This window comes from Amycolatopsis jejuensis (genome assembly GCF_000717335.1).
In the GTDB taxonomy this organism is placed as follows: Bacteria; Actinomycetota; Actinomycetes; order Mycobacteriales; family Pseudonocardiaceae; genus Amycolatopsis; species Amycolatopsis jejuensis.
This window is the reverse complement of the sequence record NZ_JNYZ01000001.1, coordinates 1-14,879: the sequence shown is the minus strand read 5'-3', so window position 1 is coordinate 14,879 and position 14,879 is coordinate 1. Positions and strand designations below refer to the sequence as shown.

The following is a 14,879-nucleotide window of genomic DNA, read 5'->3' as shown; positions in this document are numbered from 1 at the left end:
CTCTCACCTCTGCCGGGCCGGCCGCACGATCATCTCGTTCACGTCCACCTCGGCCGGCTGAGCGAGAGCGTAGGCGATGGCACCGGAGATCGCCGACGGTTCGATCGCGTTCTTGCGGTAGCTCTGCATGAACTCGCGCGTGTCCGGATCGCTGATCGTGTCGGCCAGCTCGGAGGTGACGACGCCGGGGGAGATGGTGGTGACGCGAATGCCCGGATCGCACTCCAGCCGCAGCCCCTCGGTGATCGCCCATGCCGCGTACTTCGTGCCGCAGTACACCGACGCGGTCGGCGTGACCTGGTGCGCGCCGATCGACGCGACCGTCACGAAATGCCCCGAACCTTGCCGGGTGAAATGCGGTAGCGCGGCGGCAATTCCGTTGAGCAGGCCCCGGATGTTCACGTCGATCATCCGGTCCCATTCGTCGACGAGCCCGGCGTCCAACCGCGACAGCGGCATCACGCCCGCGTTCGCGACGAGCGCATCGACCCGGCCGTGGTCGCGCACCGCGCGGTCGACGAACTCCGCAACATCCGCCCGGTCGGTCACATCAAGCCGGTGGACCTCGATGCTGCCACCGGCCGCGCGGACGGTTTCGGCGAGTGAGCCCAGCCGGTCCTCACGGCGGGCCCCGGCGACGACGTGCCATCCGTCGGCCGCAAGCCTTCGGGCGGTGGCGTCACCGATCCCGCTGCTGGCCCCGGTGATCAGGGCGACCCTGCTCATGCCGTCTCCGCAGGGAAATCGGCGGAAAGGGTGACATCACGCCAGTCGTCGAAACCCTTGCGGAGGGTGTCGAGGCGGGCGGTGGCGATGTCGTAGGCCGCGCGACCCAGCAGCAGCCGCAGCGGCGGTTCGGCCGAGGTCACGGCGTCGATCACCGCGGTGGCGGCGCGGGCGGGGTCGCCGGGCTGCTTGCCGTAGGTGGCGAGGGTCGAGGTGCGGCGTGCGCCTGCGGTGTCGGCGTAGTCGTCGATCCGGATCGCGGACTCCCGCATCGACGGGCCCGACCAGTTCGTGCGGAACGCCGCCGGTTCCACGATCGTGACCCCGATGCCGAGCGGCCCGACCTCCGCGGAAAGGGATTCGGTGAAACCTTCCACCGCGAATTTCGTGGCGTGGTAATAGCCGGTCGCACCGAAGGCCGCCAGCCCGCCGAGCGACGACACCGACACGACGTGCCCGCTCCGCCGCGCTCGCATACCCGGCAGCACGGCGCGGGTGAGCGCCATCAAGCCGAACACATTGGCCTCGAACAACGCCCGGATCTCGGCGTCCTCACCTTCTTCGGCTGCGGCGAGGTAGCCGTACCCGGCGTTGTTGACCAGCACGTCGATCCGGCCGAACGCGCGTTCCGCCTCGACGACCGCGGTGGTGATCTGCCGCGGATCGGTCACGTCGAGCGCGACCGCCACCGCGCGCCCGGGATACGCGGCGACCAGGCCGGCGACGCGTTCCGGATCACGAGCGGTGACCACGGCACGCAGGCCGCGCTCCAGGACGGCGGTCGCGAGCGCGCGGCCGAGTCCGGTGGAACACCCGGTGATGAACCAGACGGGTGCAGGCATGTTTTCCGGCAAGTTTTCGGACACAGAGGTACCCCTGAACGAATTGTCGAATTGTCGAATGGGAGAAAGGGAAATCAGCGGTCCGGCGGGGCGTCCGCGGCGAGGCTGCCGAGCAGTCCCAGCGCGGCTTCCGACGGGCTGCCCGGATCCGCTTGGTACACCACGAGCTGCTGACCGGGTGCGCTGTTCACGGTCATCGATTCGTAGTGCAGGGTGAGCAGGCCGGCCAGCGGATGCCGGAACCGCTTGGTCTCGTGGGTTTTCTGCCGGATGTCGTGGCGCGCCCACAACCGGCGGAAATCGGCGCTCTTGAGCGAAAGCTCGCCGACCGCCTCGATCAGCAGCGGATCGTCGAGATCGGTCCCGGCCGCCGACCGCAGCCCGCCGACGGTGTTCACCGCGACGCGTTCCCAGTCCGGATAGAAGTCCCGGGCATCGGGGTCGAGGAACACCAGCCGCAGCAGGTCACCGCTGTGCGCGTGCCCGGCGAACAGCGCCTCGCCGAGCAGGTTGGCGGCGAGCACCGTCATGCACCGGCCGAGCACCACCGCAGGAGTCTGCGGCCAGGCGTCGAGCATCTGCACCAGCCGCGGGCTGACCCGTTCCCGCTGCACCCGCCGCCGCGGACGAACCGGCCGGGCGAGCGAATGCAGGTGCGAGAGCGCCTCGTCGTCGAGCCGCAGCGCCCGGCCGAGCGCGTCCACGACCTGCGTCGACGGGGTTCGCTCCCGGCCCTGTTCGAGCCGCACGTAGTAGTCGGTGCTCACCCCGGCGAGCCGGGCGACCTCCTCCCGGCGCAGGCCGCTGACCCGCCGCCGCGGCCCGGCAGGGACGTCCACGTCCGCCGGGCCGGTGACCTCGCGCCGTGCCCGCAGGAACTCGCCGAGGAGGTTGCCGTCGCTCATGGGACCAGGCTAGAACGCCCGCGCCGGGCGTGGGGCGGGCAAAGGGGGTGCGGTACTCCTCCCTTCGCCGCCTTACCCCGTCGCGCAGTGGTTTAAACCTTTCCGGCCCTGTGCTGCCCGCGTGTGCCCGAGTCCGCCGGACCGGCAGGCAGAGCGTTTTGACTGGTCCGCGCCGGTGCCGGAGTCTGCAAAGACTCCCCGGACCCACGAAAGGCGAATCATGCGACGAAGCGGAACGCGCCTCCTCCGAGCTGCCCTCGTGCTCGCTGCGGCCCTCCCGATGGCCGCAGTCCCCGCACAGGCCGCCGAAACCTGGACGACGGTCTTCGAGGACACCTTCGACGGACCCGCCGGAACCGGACTGGACCAGCAGAACTGGCTCTACGACAAGGGAACCGGCTATCCCGGCGGCGCCGCGAACTGGGGTACCGGCGAGATCGAGACGATGACCGACTCCACCGCGAACGTGTACCATGACGGCGCCGGGCACCTCGTGATCAAACCGCTGCGCGACGGCAACGGCGCGTGGACGTCCGGGCGGATCGAAACCCAGCGCACCGATTTCGGCGCCCCGGCGGGCGGGCAGATGGAGATGAGCGCGACCATCCGGCAGCCCGACCCCGAACACGGCCTCGGGTACTGGCCCGCGTTCTGGGCGATGGGTGCCGACGCCCGGCCGGTCGGCGCGACGAACTGGCCCAGCATCGGCGAGCTGGACATCATGGAGAACGTCAACGCCCTCGACAAGCACTCCGCCACCTTCCACTGCGGAAAGTGGGCGGGCGAATGCCACGACCCCGACGGCATCAGCAGCGACCTGCAGGACTGCGCGGGCTGCAAAACCGGGTACCACACGTATTCCGTGGTGGTCGACCGCCGCAACGCTGCCGCCGAGGAGCTGCGGTTCGCCCTCGACGGCAGGCAGACCTTCGCGGTGAAGCAGAACCAGGTATCCGACGCGACCTGGAAAGCGGCCGTCGACCACGGGTTCTTCGCGATCTTCGACGTCGCGATCGGCGGCTCGTACCCGAACAAGGTGTGCAGCTGCACGAGCCCGGGCGCGGACATCACCCCCGGCGCCGGGATGAGCATCGACAGCTTCTCGGTGAAGGTCAGCGGCGCCACGACCGGGTGACCTGGCATTCGCGGACCCGGCCCGGCGCAGGCACGATGATCACCGGACGTGCCGCCGCCCGAGATCGGAGCCTCGATGAACCGCATGACGCAGGGACTGGTGCTCGCCGCCGCGGCCCTCGTGCTGCCGTGGACGCTGGCGCAGCCCGCGCAAGCCGCCGACTACTCGGAGGCAGCCGAAACGGTCGCGGGTTCGCAGATCGCGATCCACGAAGGCGTACACGGCAGCCCGGACCTGGCCCGCGCGGAGACGGCACAGACCCTCGGCCACGACGTCAGCGGGCACCAGGGCCCGGTCGACTGGGGCAAGGCCACCGACGCGGGCGCGCGGTTCACCTACGTCAAGGCGACCGAAGGCACCGGGTTCGTGAACCCGCAGTTTTCCCAGCAGTACAACGGTGCGCACGACGCCGGGCTGATCCGCGGCGCCTACCACTTCGCCCGCCCGGACAACTCCAGCGGCGCCGCGCAAGCCGAGTACTTCATCGCGCACGGAGGCGCCTGGCACGGCGACGGCAAGACGCTGCCGGGCGCGCTCGACGTCGAGTACAACCCGTACGGCGACGACGCCTGCTACGGCAAAAGCCCGGCCGACATGACTGCGTGGATCGCCGACTTCACCCGCACCTACCTGGCGAAAGAGCGGCGCAGCACGGTGATCTACACCTCGACGTCGTGGTGGAAACGCTGCACCGGCAACGCAGGCGGGTTCGGCGACACCAACCCGCTCTGGCTCGCCCGCTACGCCCCGGAGATCGGCGAACTCCCGGCCGGATGGGACAAACAGAGCATCTGGCAGTTCGCCCGCAGCGGCGGCCTGCCGGGGGACCAGAACTTCTACAACGGCCCGATGAAACGCGTCCAGGCGCTCGCCCGTGGCGGCTCCTCGACGGCGTGATCACCCGATCAGCTGTGCCGTCCGGCCGGGTGCACAGCGTCGGATCGGCGGGTGACTTTCGCGGTCGGGCTGTTCGACCTGTTCACCTACGCCATCCCGGGCGCTCTGCACCTCGCCGCGGCGCTCGGCGCGGGCCGCACGATGGCTCCCGCGGCGGCGGGCCCGGAATGTGCGGCACGAATTCCTCACGCCAGCCGCCGATGGGGGTTCGGGTTCGTCTGGAGCTCGCCTTCTGACTCCCGGACGTCGACGAGCAGGTCAGCGCCGGAGCAGCCCGGCCAGCGGGGACCGGCGGGCCCGCACCGGAAGGCGGCCCGACGTGATGTCGTCGAGCAGGGTCGCGACCGTTTCCTTCGCGCACGTCCGGTTCGCGCCGATCCCGCCCGATGGGCCACGCTTGATCCAGCCCACCACGTAGCTCCCGGTCCGGCCGTCGATGCGGCCTGCGGTGTTCGGGATGGTCCCGGCCGCCTCGTCGAACGGCAGGCCCGGCACCGGGCGCCCGCGATAACCCACCGCACGCACGACCTGACCTGCGGCGATCTCGACCGGGCCGGTCACCCGGAGCCCGCGCACCTGGTGGTCGCCGGTGATCTCCAGCGGGGCGGAGTGGAACCGCAGCACGATCCGGCGCAGGCCGTCGGCGGGCGGCGCGGTCCAGTCGACCATCTCCCGGTCCAGTCCGCGCAGCAGGGCGGCTTTGCCTTCGCCCGCGTCGATCGCTGCGGCAGTGCGCGGGTCTGCGGTGTCGACGACGAGGGGAACGTCCGTGCGCTGGGCGAGCGCGATCAGCTCCGGCGACGTGTACGCGGCGTCTTCCGGACCGCGCCGCGCGAGCAGTACGACCTCGCGGATCTTGCTGGAGCGCAAGCGTTCCAGCGCATGCGGGGCAATCGTCGTACCGGCGAGATCGTCGGGGTCGGCGGTGAGGATCCGGGCGACGTCGAGGGCGACGTTTCCGGTGCCGACCAGCACCACCCGTTCCGCGGACAGGTCGACCGCATTCGCGGGCACGTCCGGATGGCCGTTGTACCAGGCGACCACGGTGGTCGCCGCGATGCTGCCGGGCAGATCCTCGCCGGACACCCCGAGACTCCGCGCCGAGGATGCGCCGACGGCATAGATCACCGCATCGTGGCGCGCGGCCAGCTCGTCGGCCGTGACGTGTCGACCGACCTCGACGCCGAGCCGCATCTTCAGCCGCGGATGGCTGTGGAAGCGGGCGAACGTCTCGCCGATGCCTTTCGTGGCCGGGTGGTCCGGGGCGACACCGTAACGCACGAGCCCACCCGCGACCGGTAGCCGGTCGATCAGCGTCACCCGCGCATTGGTGTGCAGCAACAGGTCTTCCACCGCGTACATCCCCGCCGGGCCGGTGCCGACCACCGCGATGTCCGGCGGCGCGAAGTCGCTCGGGATGTCGCGGCCGAACGCGGGCGGACCCCACTGGTGGAAGTTCGGCGCCGGACTCGCCGCGGCAGGTGCGCGATCGGCGTAGAAGTCCGCGTTGATCCCCGCGTAGACCTGCAGTGGCCCGGTCAGCAGGTCGGCCGGGAAGATCGCGTCGACCGGGCACGCGTCGGCGCAGGCACCGCAGTCGATGCAGGTCTCCGGGTCGACGTAGAGCATTTCAGTGGTGCCGAAATCGGGCTCGTCCGGCGTCGGATGGATGCAGTTGACCGGGCAGACCGACACGCACGTCGCGTCGTTGCAGCAGGTCTGGGTGATCGCGAAGGCCATGTCAGATCAGGTTCGCTCGCTGATAGAACACCATCGCCGGACGGGTCAGCAGCCCGCACGAGCCGAGGAACTCCATCAGGCCCGCGCAGCTCGACCGCATCATCGACTTGTGGTGCTCGTTCGCCTTCGCCTCCCGCACCGCGCGCTCGGTGTCCAGCCCGGCGTTCCGGTACACGTCGCGGTTCACCATGCTGCTCACGATGAAGTACGACGCAATGGCGACCACCAGCGCGTTGTACTGACGGCGCAGCTTGCCCGCGCCCTCCAGCCGCGCCCGCGTCTCCTCACGGGCGAACTTCATGTGCCGCGATTCCTCGACGACGTGAATGTTGTTGATAGTGCGCACGAAAGGCACGACGCGCTCGTCGCGCATCCAGTCGCGCTGCATCACGTCGAGAACCTCTTCAGCCACCAGGATGGCTGCGTACGCAGCTTCGCCGCCCGCAGTGGCCTTGAAGACGCGACCCAGCTCGACAGCGAGCTTGCGCGGCCGGTACGGGGGAGCGCCGAGCTTCGCGGCACCGCGGGCGAACATGATCGAGTGGCGGCACTCGTCGGCGATCTCGGTGAGCGCCCACTGGAACGCCGGGTCGGTGGGGTCCTTCGCGTAGAAGTCCCGAAGCACCATCTGCTGCAGGATCATCTCGAACCAGATCCCGGTGCTCGCGACCGACGCCGCCTCCTGCCGGGTGAGCTCCTTCTGCTGCTCCGGCGTCATCTCGGCCCAGTAGCGGGTGCCATACAGCGTGCTCCACTCCGGGCTGGCCCCGTGGAAGTCCAGGTCGAGCGGGGTTTCCCAGTCGACCTCGTGCACCGGGTCGTAAGACAGCGTCTCGGCCGAGTCGAGCAGCCGGCGCGCCGTCTCCTGGCGGCCGGACGGGGCTGCTTCCGGTGCGCGCTGCACGTCGGCGCTGGTCATACGGTCCTCCCTGGAGCGACACTGATTAGGCGTTACCGCGATTCACTGTTACCTAAGGTAACACCTATCTGGCCGAATCGCGAGAGGGGTAGCACGGTCAGCCACAGCAAGACCGTCGCGGAGCCGTAGGCCACCGTCATCGTGAGGCTCATCGACAACGGCGTCGTGCCGCCCAGCGACACCAGCGGCGCGACGATCGGGCCGATCGCGAACGAGGACGTACCCAGCAACGCGGCCGCGGTCCCGGCGCGGCGGCCGTGGTCGGCGAGGGCGAGGGCGTTCCCGTTGGCCTGTGTGGTCCCGCCCGCGAACATGAGCAGCGCCAACGGGATCAGCACCGTGATCAGCCCGGCGCCGAGCAGCACCGACACCAGCATCGTCGCCGCCGCGATCGCCGCGAAGGTGGTGCCGAGGACGTACATCCGGATCGGTCCCGCCCGGCGGACAGCGGCGCGGTTGACCTGCGCGCCGAGCACCGCCATCACTGCGTTCGCCGCGAAACAGACGCTGAACAGCTGCGGCGACAGCGAAAACCCGTCTTGAAGCACGAAACTGATCGACGCGAGGTAGGTGAAGAAGGCCGCCCCGCTGCAGGTGCTGACCAGCAGAAACCGCAGGAACAGCCGGTCTTTCAGGAGTACCCGGAACTCTCGGCCGCCGCGGCCGGGACGGCGGGCTTCCGGGGGCAGGCTTTCCGGCAGCGCCGTCGCGGCGACGAGCAGCAGGACCGCGCCGACTCCGGCCAGCACACCGAAAATGCCGCGCCATCCGACGATTGCCGCGAGCTGTCCGCCCACCACCGGCGCGACGATCGGCGCGAGCGCCCCGACGGTGGTCAGCAACGCCAGCAGCCGGACCAGCTCGACACCCTCGGCAAGGTCCCGCGCGACGGCCAGCGAAAGCACAATCCCGGCCGACCCGCACAAGCCCTGCAGGAACCGCGCCGCCAGCAGCACTTCGATCGACGGCGCGACCGCGCACACCACCGACAGCACGGTGAACAACCCGATCCCGGCCAGCAACGGACGCCGCCGTCCGAGCCGGTCGCTCAGCGGGCCCACCACCAGCTGCCCGAAGGCGAGCCCGAGCATGCAGACCGACATCGTCGCCTGAGCGAGACTTTGCCCGGCCCGGAGGTCCTCGGCGAGCCTGGGCAGCGCAGGCAGGTAGAGGTCCATCGAAATCGGGCCGAAGACCTCCAGCAACCCGAGCACGACCGCGATCCGCCGTGGACCGGGCCGTCGGCTTGCGGGTTCGACCGGTACCGAAGGCTTCACCCGGCCCGCAGAACCCGGCGCAGCCACGACAGCCGCGCTGCCGCCGCCGCGTGCGAGACCTCCGCGTCCGGGGAGAAACCGGCGAATCCGTGGTAGCCGCCTGCCCACACGTGCAGCTCGGCCGGTCCGCCGGTGGCCCAGATCCGCAGCGCGTACTCGGTCGTCTCGTCGCGGAAGATCTCGGCCGCGCCGACGTCCAGGTACGCGGGCGGCAAGCCGGACAGATCGGGCATCCGGGCCGGAACCGCGTACGGCGAGACTCCGGCGGTGCCGCGGGCCGCGCCGAGGAGGGCGTTCCAGCCGGTGTCGTTGTTGTTGCGGTCCCAGGCGCCGAGACCGTCGTACTGGCGGGTGGACACCGTCTCGTTCCGGTCGTCCAGCATCGGGCACTGCAGCAGCTGCCCGGCCAGCGCCGGACCACCACGGTCCCGGGCCAGCAACGCCACGCCCGCGGCCAGGCCGCCGCCCGCACTCGCTCCGGTGACGACAATGCGCGCCGGGTCGATGCCGAGCTCATCGGCATGCGCGACAGTCCACAGTAGACCGGCGTAGCAGTCCTCGACCGCGGCCGGTGCCGGGTTTTCGGGCGCCAGCCGGTATTCCACCGAGAGCCCGACCGCGCCGAACCGCAGGACGTCGTCGATCAGCCCGTCCAGCCCGAAGAATCGGTTGCCCAGCACCATCCCACCGCCGTGGATGCTGTACAGCGCGGGCGCGCCGGTCACGCCGGACTGCGGCCGCACGACGGTGAGCACGAGGTCCGGTGCGCCGTCCGGCCCGGGGACGGAGTGCTCGGTCAGCTTCACCGGACGGTCGCCGACCATCTGCTCGACGGGCGGGATGATGGTCGCGAAATGCGCCCGGTTGGCGAGGATCGTGTCGGCGCGCAGCGGGATTCGCTCGACCAGGTCGAGGAACGCGGCGAGGCCGGGTTGCAGCTCGGGGTCGTAGGGCACCGGCGGGGGTACGGCGGTCATCGGGCCGTTCCGAGGATCCGGCGCAGCCACGAGGTGCGGGTGGCGAGGGCGGCTTTGCTGATCGGCCAGTCCGGGACGTACATGTCGAAGCCGTGGAACGCCCCTCCCCACACATGGAGTTCCGCCTGACCGCCGGTCGCCCAGATGCGCAGGGCGTACTCGGTGTCCTCGTCGCGGAACGGCTCTGCGCTGCCTACCTCGATGAACGCTGGTGGCAGCCCGGAAAGGTCGGCCGCGCGCGCAGGTGCGGCGTAGGGGGAGACGTCGTCGGTACCGGCGGCGTCGCCGAGGAGCGACGTCCATCCGGCGAGGTTCGCTTCGCGGGTCCAGGTGCCGAGGCCCGGGTACTGACGGCTCGCGACGGTGGTGTTGCGGTCGTCGATCATCGGGCACAACAGGAGCTGCCCGGCCAGTGCGGGACCGCCGCGGTCGCGGGCCAGGAGCGCGACGGCAGCTGCCAGCCCGCCACCGGCGCTGCCGCCCATGACCACGATGCGCGCTGGGTCGATCCGGAGTTCGGCGGCGTTTGCGACCGTCCACAGTAGACCCGCATAGCAGTCCTCGACCGGTGCGGGATGCGGGTGTTCGGGCGCGAGCCGGTACTCGACGTTCACCGCGACCACAGCCAGTTCCAGCACCAGCGCGAGCAGCCTGGGTACGTCCATGTTGCGGTGGCCGACCATCATGCCGCCGCCGTGGATGTTGTAGAGCACGGGAACGGGACCGGTGAACTCGCGCGGCGCGAGGACGGTGATCTCCAGGTCCGGCGCGCCGGACGGGCCGGGGATGATTCGTTCGGTCACGGTGACCGGCGCGTCGCCGACCGCCGCTGCGGCAGGCGGGAACATCTCCGCCATGGCGCGGCGCAGGCCGGGGATCGTCTCGGGGGTGAAGGGCGGGGCGTCGGCGGGGATGAGGTCGGCGAGTGCGGGCGCGATCTCGGGGTCGAACGGAACGGGGGGATGGGTCACGGAAGCCTCCTCGGGCGGGACGGAATTCGAGGGCAGGTCAGGGGCCTTCGGGGTCGACGGCGTCGCGGTCCGCCCAGAACGGCTCAACCAGCGCACGCAGCTGCGCGGCGCCCACCTGGTCGACCAGCTGTACCGCGGCCAGGTTGTCTTCCAGCTGCGCCATCCGCGTGGCCCCGAACAGGGTCGTGACGTTCGCCGGATGTGTCAGCGTGAACGCCACGGCCAGGCGGGCGGCGGTGGTTCCCAGTTCCTCGGCCACCGCGACGACCCCGGCGGCGTTGCGGATGATCGCCGCCCGGACCTCTCCCGGGTCGCGGCCGATTTCGCGGGTCAGTTCGGTGCGGCCGGCGAGGATGCCGCCCTCCAGGACGTCCGAGGACTGCATCGTGAACCCGTCGGCGAAGAGGCGGGCGAACGGCGCACCGTCCGGAATGGACCGGCGGCCGATGCTGTACTTCAGCTGCGCGATCTGCGGCCCCGGCACCCCGCGCGCGGCGGCGATCTCGCGTAGCCGGGTGATGTTTGCGGCCGACCAGTTGTTGACGCCCCAGGCTCGGATCAACCCCGCCCGGGTGAGGCCGGTGAGGTCGTCGACCAGGTCTTCCAGGGTGACGTCTTCGCGGCGGAGGTCGCCGAGGATCACCAGGTCGGCCACGTCGAAACCACCGCGCAGGAAGGCGTTCTCCAGCTGTGGGCGGAATCCCTGCTCGCCGAATCCTTCGAGCCACAGTTTCGCCGACACCAGGTACTCCTCGCGCGGGATGCGGGCGGCTCGCATGATCGCGCTCCACAGCACGTCGGTGAACACCGGCGGGTGGCCGGGCATGCCGTAGACGCCGACGTCGAACAGGTTCACCCCGGCGGTCACCGCGGCGCGGATCATGGCGACCGCGTCGGCGAAGTCCATCCGGTCGTAGGTGTGCCACGAACCGAGCGACAGCAGCGAAACGTCCAAACCGGACTCGCCGACCGCGCGGCGGGGCAGGGGAGCTGGGGCAGACACGAAACCTCCTTGGCAGGCACGGAAATCAGGGAAGACGGGGGTCGACGACGGCTTTCGTCTCGTCGAGCCGGTGCATGGCTTCGATCCGCTCACTCGCGCCGGACAGGCCGACCGGGGTGCCGAACAACCGGTCCCACGGCATTCTCGCGCCGAACGAACCGAAGAACTCGATGGCGTGGTGGTAGTCGGCGATGTCGCCGTTCAGCGACCCGACGACGGTGAGCTCCTTGCCCATCACCGTGCCCAGCGGCACCGGCGTCGGTTCCGGCCCGGTGCTGCCGACGACCACCACCCGACCGCGCTGCGCGGCCATCCCGACCGCTTCTTGCCCGATGGAGGGCGCGCCCGCGAAGTCGAGCACGAGGTCGCCGCCGTGCCCGCCGGTCAGTTCGGTGACACGCTCGACGATGTTGCCCGAACCGACGTCGACGGTTGCGTCGGCGCCGAACTCCGCCGCCAGCGCCAGCCGGGACGCGGGAGCGCCGACGGTGATCACCGTGCCCGCTCCGGCCAGCCGCGCCACCGCGGTCGCGAACAGGCCCAGCGCGCCGGAGCCCTGTACCACCACGCGCGAGCCGGGCCGGACGCCGCCGACCCGGTCGAATGCCCGTAGCACCGTCTTCGCCGCGCATCCGGCCATGGCCGCCCAGGTGTCCGGGACCTCGTCCGGCAGCAGCAGCTTCGCCGCGCCCGGCACGACGTAGGCGTACTCGCAGAGCCCAGCGGTGGCGAACGGCGCGACGTCCGAGCGCTGCAGAAACCCGTACCCGCGCTTGCTGCACGCCACCGGCTCGCGCAGCACCGTGCAGCCATAGCACTCGCCGCAGGTGGATTCCGACCACCCGATCCGCGCGCCGGGCCGGATCTCGCGGCCGAGCGCGTCGCGAGTGTCCGGCCCGGTGGCGACGACCTCACCGGTCATCTCGTGGCCGAGCACCATCGGCAGCATGCCGGGGAAGCTCATCTTCCCGGACCAGATCTCCACGTCCGTGCCGCACAGCGTCGCGCACGAGACCCGCACCAGCGCCGCACCGGGGTCCAGTGCGGCGGGCAGCGGCAGTTCGGTCAGCTCCAGCGGGGCGCCGTGCTCGGTCAGCACCGCGGCGCGGGTGGCAGTCGGGACGGTCATCACAAACCTTTCCGGGACGGGCCGCATGATGGGTTAGTCTACGGGCGTCGACAAAAATGTCGAGACCCCGGATCACCCAGGAGTGCCTGTGCCGACCTCAGTTGCGGATCTCGTCCTGCGGGCAGCGGCGGTGCACCCGATGACCGGTGCCGCGCCGTCGAGAGCGCTGGCCGTACGGGACGGGCGCGTGCTGCGGGTCGGTTCCGACCGGGATCTGCAAGACGTGATCGGGCCGCGGACTTCGGTCCTGGATCTCGGTGACCGGGCGGTCTTGCCCGGGATCAATGACGGGCATCTGCATGCGGCCTGGCTGGGGGCGTTGTGGCCGGATACGTTGTTCGCCGATCGGGGGGCACCCGGGCCGGGGCCGGACCGTCCGCTGCGGACGGATGCGGAGCGGCGGTCTGCGATTCTGCGGGCCGGGGACGTGCTGGCCGGGTTGGGGATCACGAGCTACACCGAGCCTGGGCTTGGACCAGGGGAGGACGACGGGCGGATCGGGGCGTTCGGGATGTCCGTGGTCGAGCAGTATCGGGAGCTGGCTGCTGAGGGGTTGCTGCGGGCGCGCGTGACTGCGTTGTGGCTTTACGGCGAGTTGGACGGGCCCAGCACGGTCGATGCGTTTCGGGCTGGGTTGTCCACAATGGACGGGCCGGAGGCCGATCCGGCTTGGGTGAACTTCCGGGGCGTGAAGATCTTCGCCGATGGGATTCCGCCAATGCGGTCTGCGTATACCCATCATTGTTATGCCGATGGCAGCCGGGCCGAGCTGCTCGTCGGGGGTGGGACGGATGGTGAGCGGGAGGCGAACCTGACCTGGATGATCCTCGCCGCGCATCGGGCCGGGTTGCAGGTGGGGGTCCACGCGACCGGGGATCGGGCGATCGAGGTGGTGCTCGACGCGGTGGAGCTGGCGCGGGGCGAGCGGGACCTTGATCTCGGGGATCTCGGGCATTACGTGATCCACGGTGATCTGGTGAGTGGTGCGCAGGTCAAGCGGATGGCCCGGCTGGGGGTCGGGCTGGCTGCGCAGGCTGGGATTGCGGTGCGGACTGCCGGGGTGGTCGATGCCGCGATGGGGGCGGGCAGTGCGGCGCGTGCTTGGCCGTTGCGGGAGGTGCTGGACGCGGGGATTCCGTTGTGCCTGACGTCTGACGCGCCGGTGCTGTCCCCGGACTGGCGGCGGGAGATCGCCGCCGCGGACGCGTGGATGGGTCCGGCGGAGGATGTACGGGGGCGGATGGGGGAGTTGCTTCGTTGTTACACGGTGCATCCGGCCCGGCAGGATGGTGCTGCGGGGTGGAAGGGCACGCTGGAGCCGGGCATGGTGGCAGACCTGTGTGTGCTGGCCGCGGACCCGTTCACGGTGACCCCGGCCGAGCTGCCCGACCTGGACGTCGACCTCACCGTCCTCGGTGGACAGATCGTGCACGAACGCTCCGCCGGGACGCTCACCTGACGTCCGTCCGGAAAGTCCGTGAAGGGAACCATGAGGGAATTCCCGTGATGGTTCCCTTCACGGACGTGGCCTCAGGTGAGCAGCTGGCCGCCGTCTACCGGGAGGGTGGTGCCGGTGATGTGGGCGGCGGACGGGCCCGCCAGGAAGACCACCGCGGCGGCGACCTCCTCTACGGAAGCCATTCGGCCGTCCGGGATGCGTTGGACCCAGGCGTCGTAGGCGGGGGAGCCGGGCGGCATGGCGGCGGTGAGCATCGGGGTGGCGACCGGGCCGGGGGCTACTGCGTTCACCCGGATGTTGTGTTCGGCCAGTTCGATTGCCGCCCAGCGGGTCAGGGCGTCCACAGCGGCTTTGCTGCTTTCGTAGCCGCCCATCCCCGGGGTGGGTTGCCGCGCGCCGATGGAGGACAGGTTCACTATCGCGCCGCCGGTGCCGCGTTCGGCCATTCGGCGGGCGACCTGCTGGGTCATCAGGAAAGTGCCGTGGACGTTGGTTGCGAGAATGCGGAGCAGGTCCGTTCCCGGCAGGTCCAGCAGGCGGCCGTGGACGGTCAGCAGTCCGGCGTTGTTGACCAGTACGTCGATCGGGCCCGTCTCGTCCAGTGCGGTGGTGATCGCGGCCTCGTCGGTGATGTCCAGGCGGATTCCGCGGGCGCCCAGGGGTTTCGCGACCTCTTCGGAGCCGTCGAGGTCGGCCAGTACGACGGTGTCACCGGTGGCGGCGAATGCCGTGGCGATGGCGCGGCCGATGCCGCCGGAGGCTCCGGTGATCAGGACGGTACGGGCAGCGGGCATCGTCGATCCCTAAGGTTGATGTTGTTCGGGGCGAGTGCCCTGGATGCCCAGGGCGATGGGGTGTGGCTGATCGTTGGTTGCCGCACGGTGGCTCGGAAGGAATGG

14 protein-coding genes are annotated in these 14,879 nt (G+C 70.5%); 3 read left to right on the top strand and 11 right to left on the bottom strand.

Annotated features, from left to right (window positions below; translation table 11 throughout):
* Nucleotides 1-3 precede the first annotated feature (3 nt).
* From OO71_RS00070 to OO71_RS00060, 3 genes are all read right to left on the bottom strand, one after another.
* On the bottom strand, nucleotides 4-726 hold the full coding sequence (locus OO71_RS00070; protein ID WP_033287493.1) for an SDR family oxidoreductase: 723 nt from the start codon (nucleotides 724-726) through the stop codon (nucleotides 4-6).
* Complete coding sequence (locus OO71_RS00065) at nucleotides 723-1,568, bottom strand: oxidoreductase (protein WP_033287716.1); 846 nt, start codon at nucleotides 1,566-1,568, stop codon at nucleotides 723-725. Before OO71_RS00065 ends, OO71_RS00070 begins: the two co-directional genes overlap by 4 nt.
* A gap of 74 nt (nucleotides 1,569-1,642) precedes the next feature.
* Nucleotides 1,643-2,473, bottom strand: a complete 831-nt coding sequence (locus tag OO71_RS00060; RefSeq protein WP_033287492.1) for a helix-turn-helix transcriptional regulator — start codon at nucleotides 2,471-2,473, stop codon at nucleotides 1,643-1,645.
* Nucleotides 2,474-2,732: 259 nt separating this feature from the next.
* Between OO71_RS00060 and OO71_RS00055 the strand changes: the two genes are divergently transcribed.
* Nucleotides 2,733-3,608, top strand: coding sequence for a glycoside hydrolase family 16 protein (locus tag OO71_RS00055; protein WP_033287715.1), 876 nt, complete (start codon nucleotides 2,733-2,735; stop codon nucleotides 3,606-3,608).
* 75 nt (nucleotides 3,609-3,683) lie between these two features.
* Nucleotides 3,684-4,505: a lysozyme gene (locus tag OO71_RS00050; protein ID WP_033287714.1), complete on the top strand. Its 822-nt coding sequence runs from the start codon at nucleotides 3,684-3,686 to the stop codon at nucleotides 4,503-4,505.
* A gap of 258 nt (nucleotides 4,506-4,763) precedes the next feature.
* Here OO71_RS00050 and OO71_RS00045 read toward each other — a convergent pair whose 3' ends face one another.
* From OO71_RS00045 to OO71_RS00015, 7 genes are read right to left on the bottom strand one after another with little or no spacing between them, the layout of a single operon-like run.
* A complete protein-coding gene (locus OO71_RS00045) occupies nucleotides 4,764-6,245 on the bottom strand; it encodes an FAD-dependent oxidoreductase (RefSeq protein ID WP_033287491.1) in 1,482 nt (493 codons plus the stop codon).
* A 1-nt stretch (nucleotide 6,246) separates the two neighbouring features.
* Nucleotides 6,247-7,164, bottom strand: coding sequence for an AurF N-oxygenase family protein (locus tag OO71_RS00040; RefSeq protein WP_033287490.1), 918 nt, complete (start codon nucleotides 7,162-7,164; stop codon nucleotides 6,247-6,249).
* A 32-nt stretch (nucleotides 7,165-7,196) separates the two neighbouring features.
* Entirely contained in the window at nucleotides 7,197-8,378 is a 1,182-nt protein-coding gene (locus OO71_RS00035) for a multidrug effflux MFS transporter (RefSeq protein WP_245633528.1), read from the bottom strand.
* Between the two features lie 59 nt (nucleotides 8,379-8,437).
* Nucleotides 8,438-9,418, bottom strand: coding sequence for an alpha/beta hydrolase fold domain-containing protein (locus OO71_RS00030; RefSeq protein WP_033287489.1), 981 nt, complete (start codon nucleotides 9,416-9,418; stop codon nucleotides 8,438-8,440).
* Nucleotides 9,415-10,389: an alpha/beta hydrolase gene (locus tag OO71_RS00025; RefSeq protein ID WP_033287488.1), complete on the bottom strand. Its 975-nt coding sequence runs from the start codon at nucleotides 10,387-10,389 to the stop codon at nucleotides 9,415-9,417. The genes OO71_RS00030 and OO71_RS00025 overlap by 4 nt, the downstream gene beginning before the upstream one ends.
* A gap of 37 nt (nucleotides 10,390-10,426) precedes the next feature.
* On the bottom strand, nucleotides 10,427-11,392 hold the full coding sequence (locus OO71_RS00020) for an aldo/keto reductase (protein WP_033287487.1): 966 nt from the start codon (nucleotides 11,390-11,392) through the stop codon (nucleotides 10,427-10,429).
* A gap of 25 nt (nucleotides 11,393-11,417) precedes the next feature.
* Nucleotides 11,418-12,521 (bottom strand): zinc-binding dehydrogenase, encoded by a 1,104-nt coding sequence (locus OO71_RS00015; protein WP_033287486.1) that lies wholly within the window; start codon nucleotides 12,519-12,521, stop codon nucleotides 11,418-11,420.
* Nucleotides 12,522-12,609: 88 nt separating this feature from the next.
* On the opposite strand from OO71_RS00015, the gene OO71_RS00010 reads away from it, so the two are divergent.
* Nucleotides 12,610-13,980: an amidohydrolase gene (locus OO71_RS00010; protein WP_051790845.1), complete on the top strand. Its 1,371-nt coding sequence runs from the start codon at nucleotides 12,610-12,612 to the stop codon at nucleotides 13,978-13,980.
* 71 nt (nucleotides 13,981-14,051) lie between these two features.
* On the opposite strand, the gene OO71_RS00005 is transcribed toward OO71_RS00010, so the two are convergent.
* On the bottom strand, nucleotides 14,052-14,774 hold the full coding sequence (locus tag OO71_RS00005) for an SDR family NAD(P)-dependent oxidoreductase (RefSeq protein WP_084144611.1): 723 nt from the start codon (nucleotides 14,772-14,774) through the stop codon (nucleotides 14,052-14,054).
* Nucleotides 14,775-14,879 lie beyond the last annotated feature (105 nt).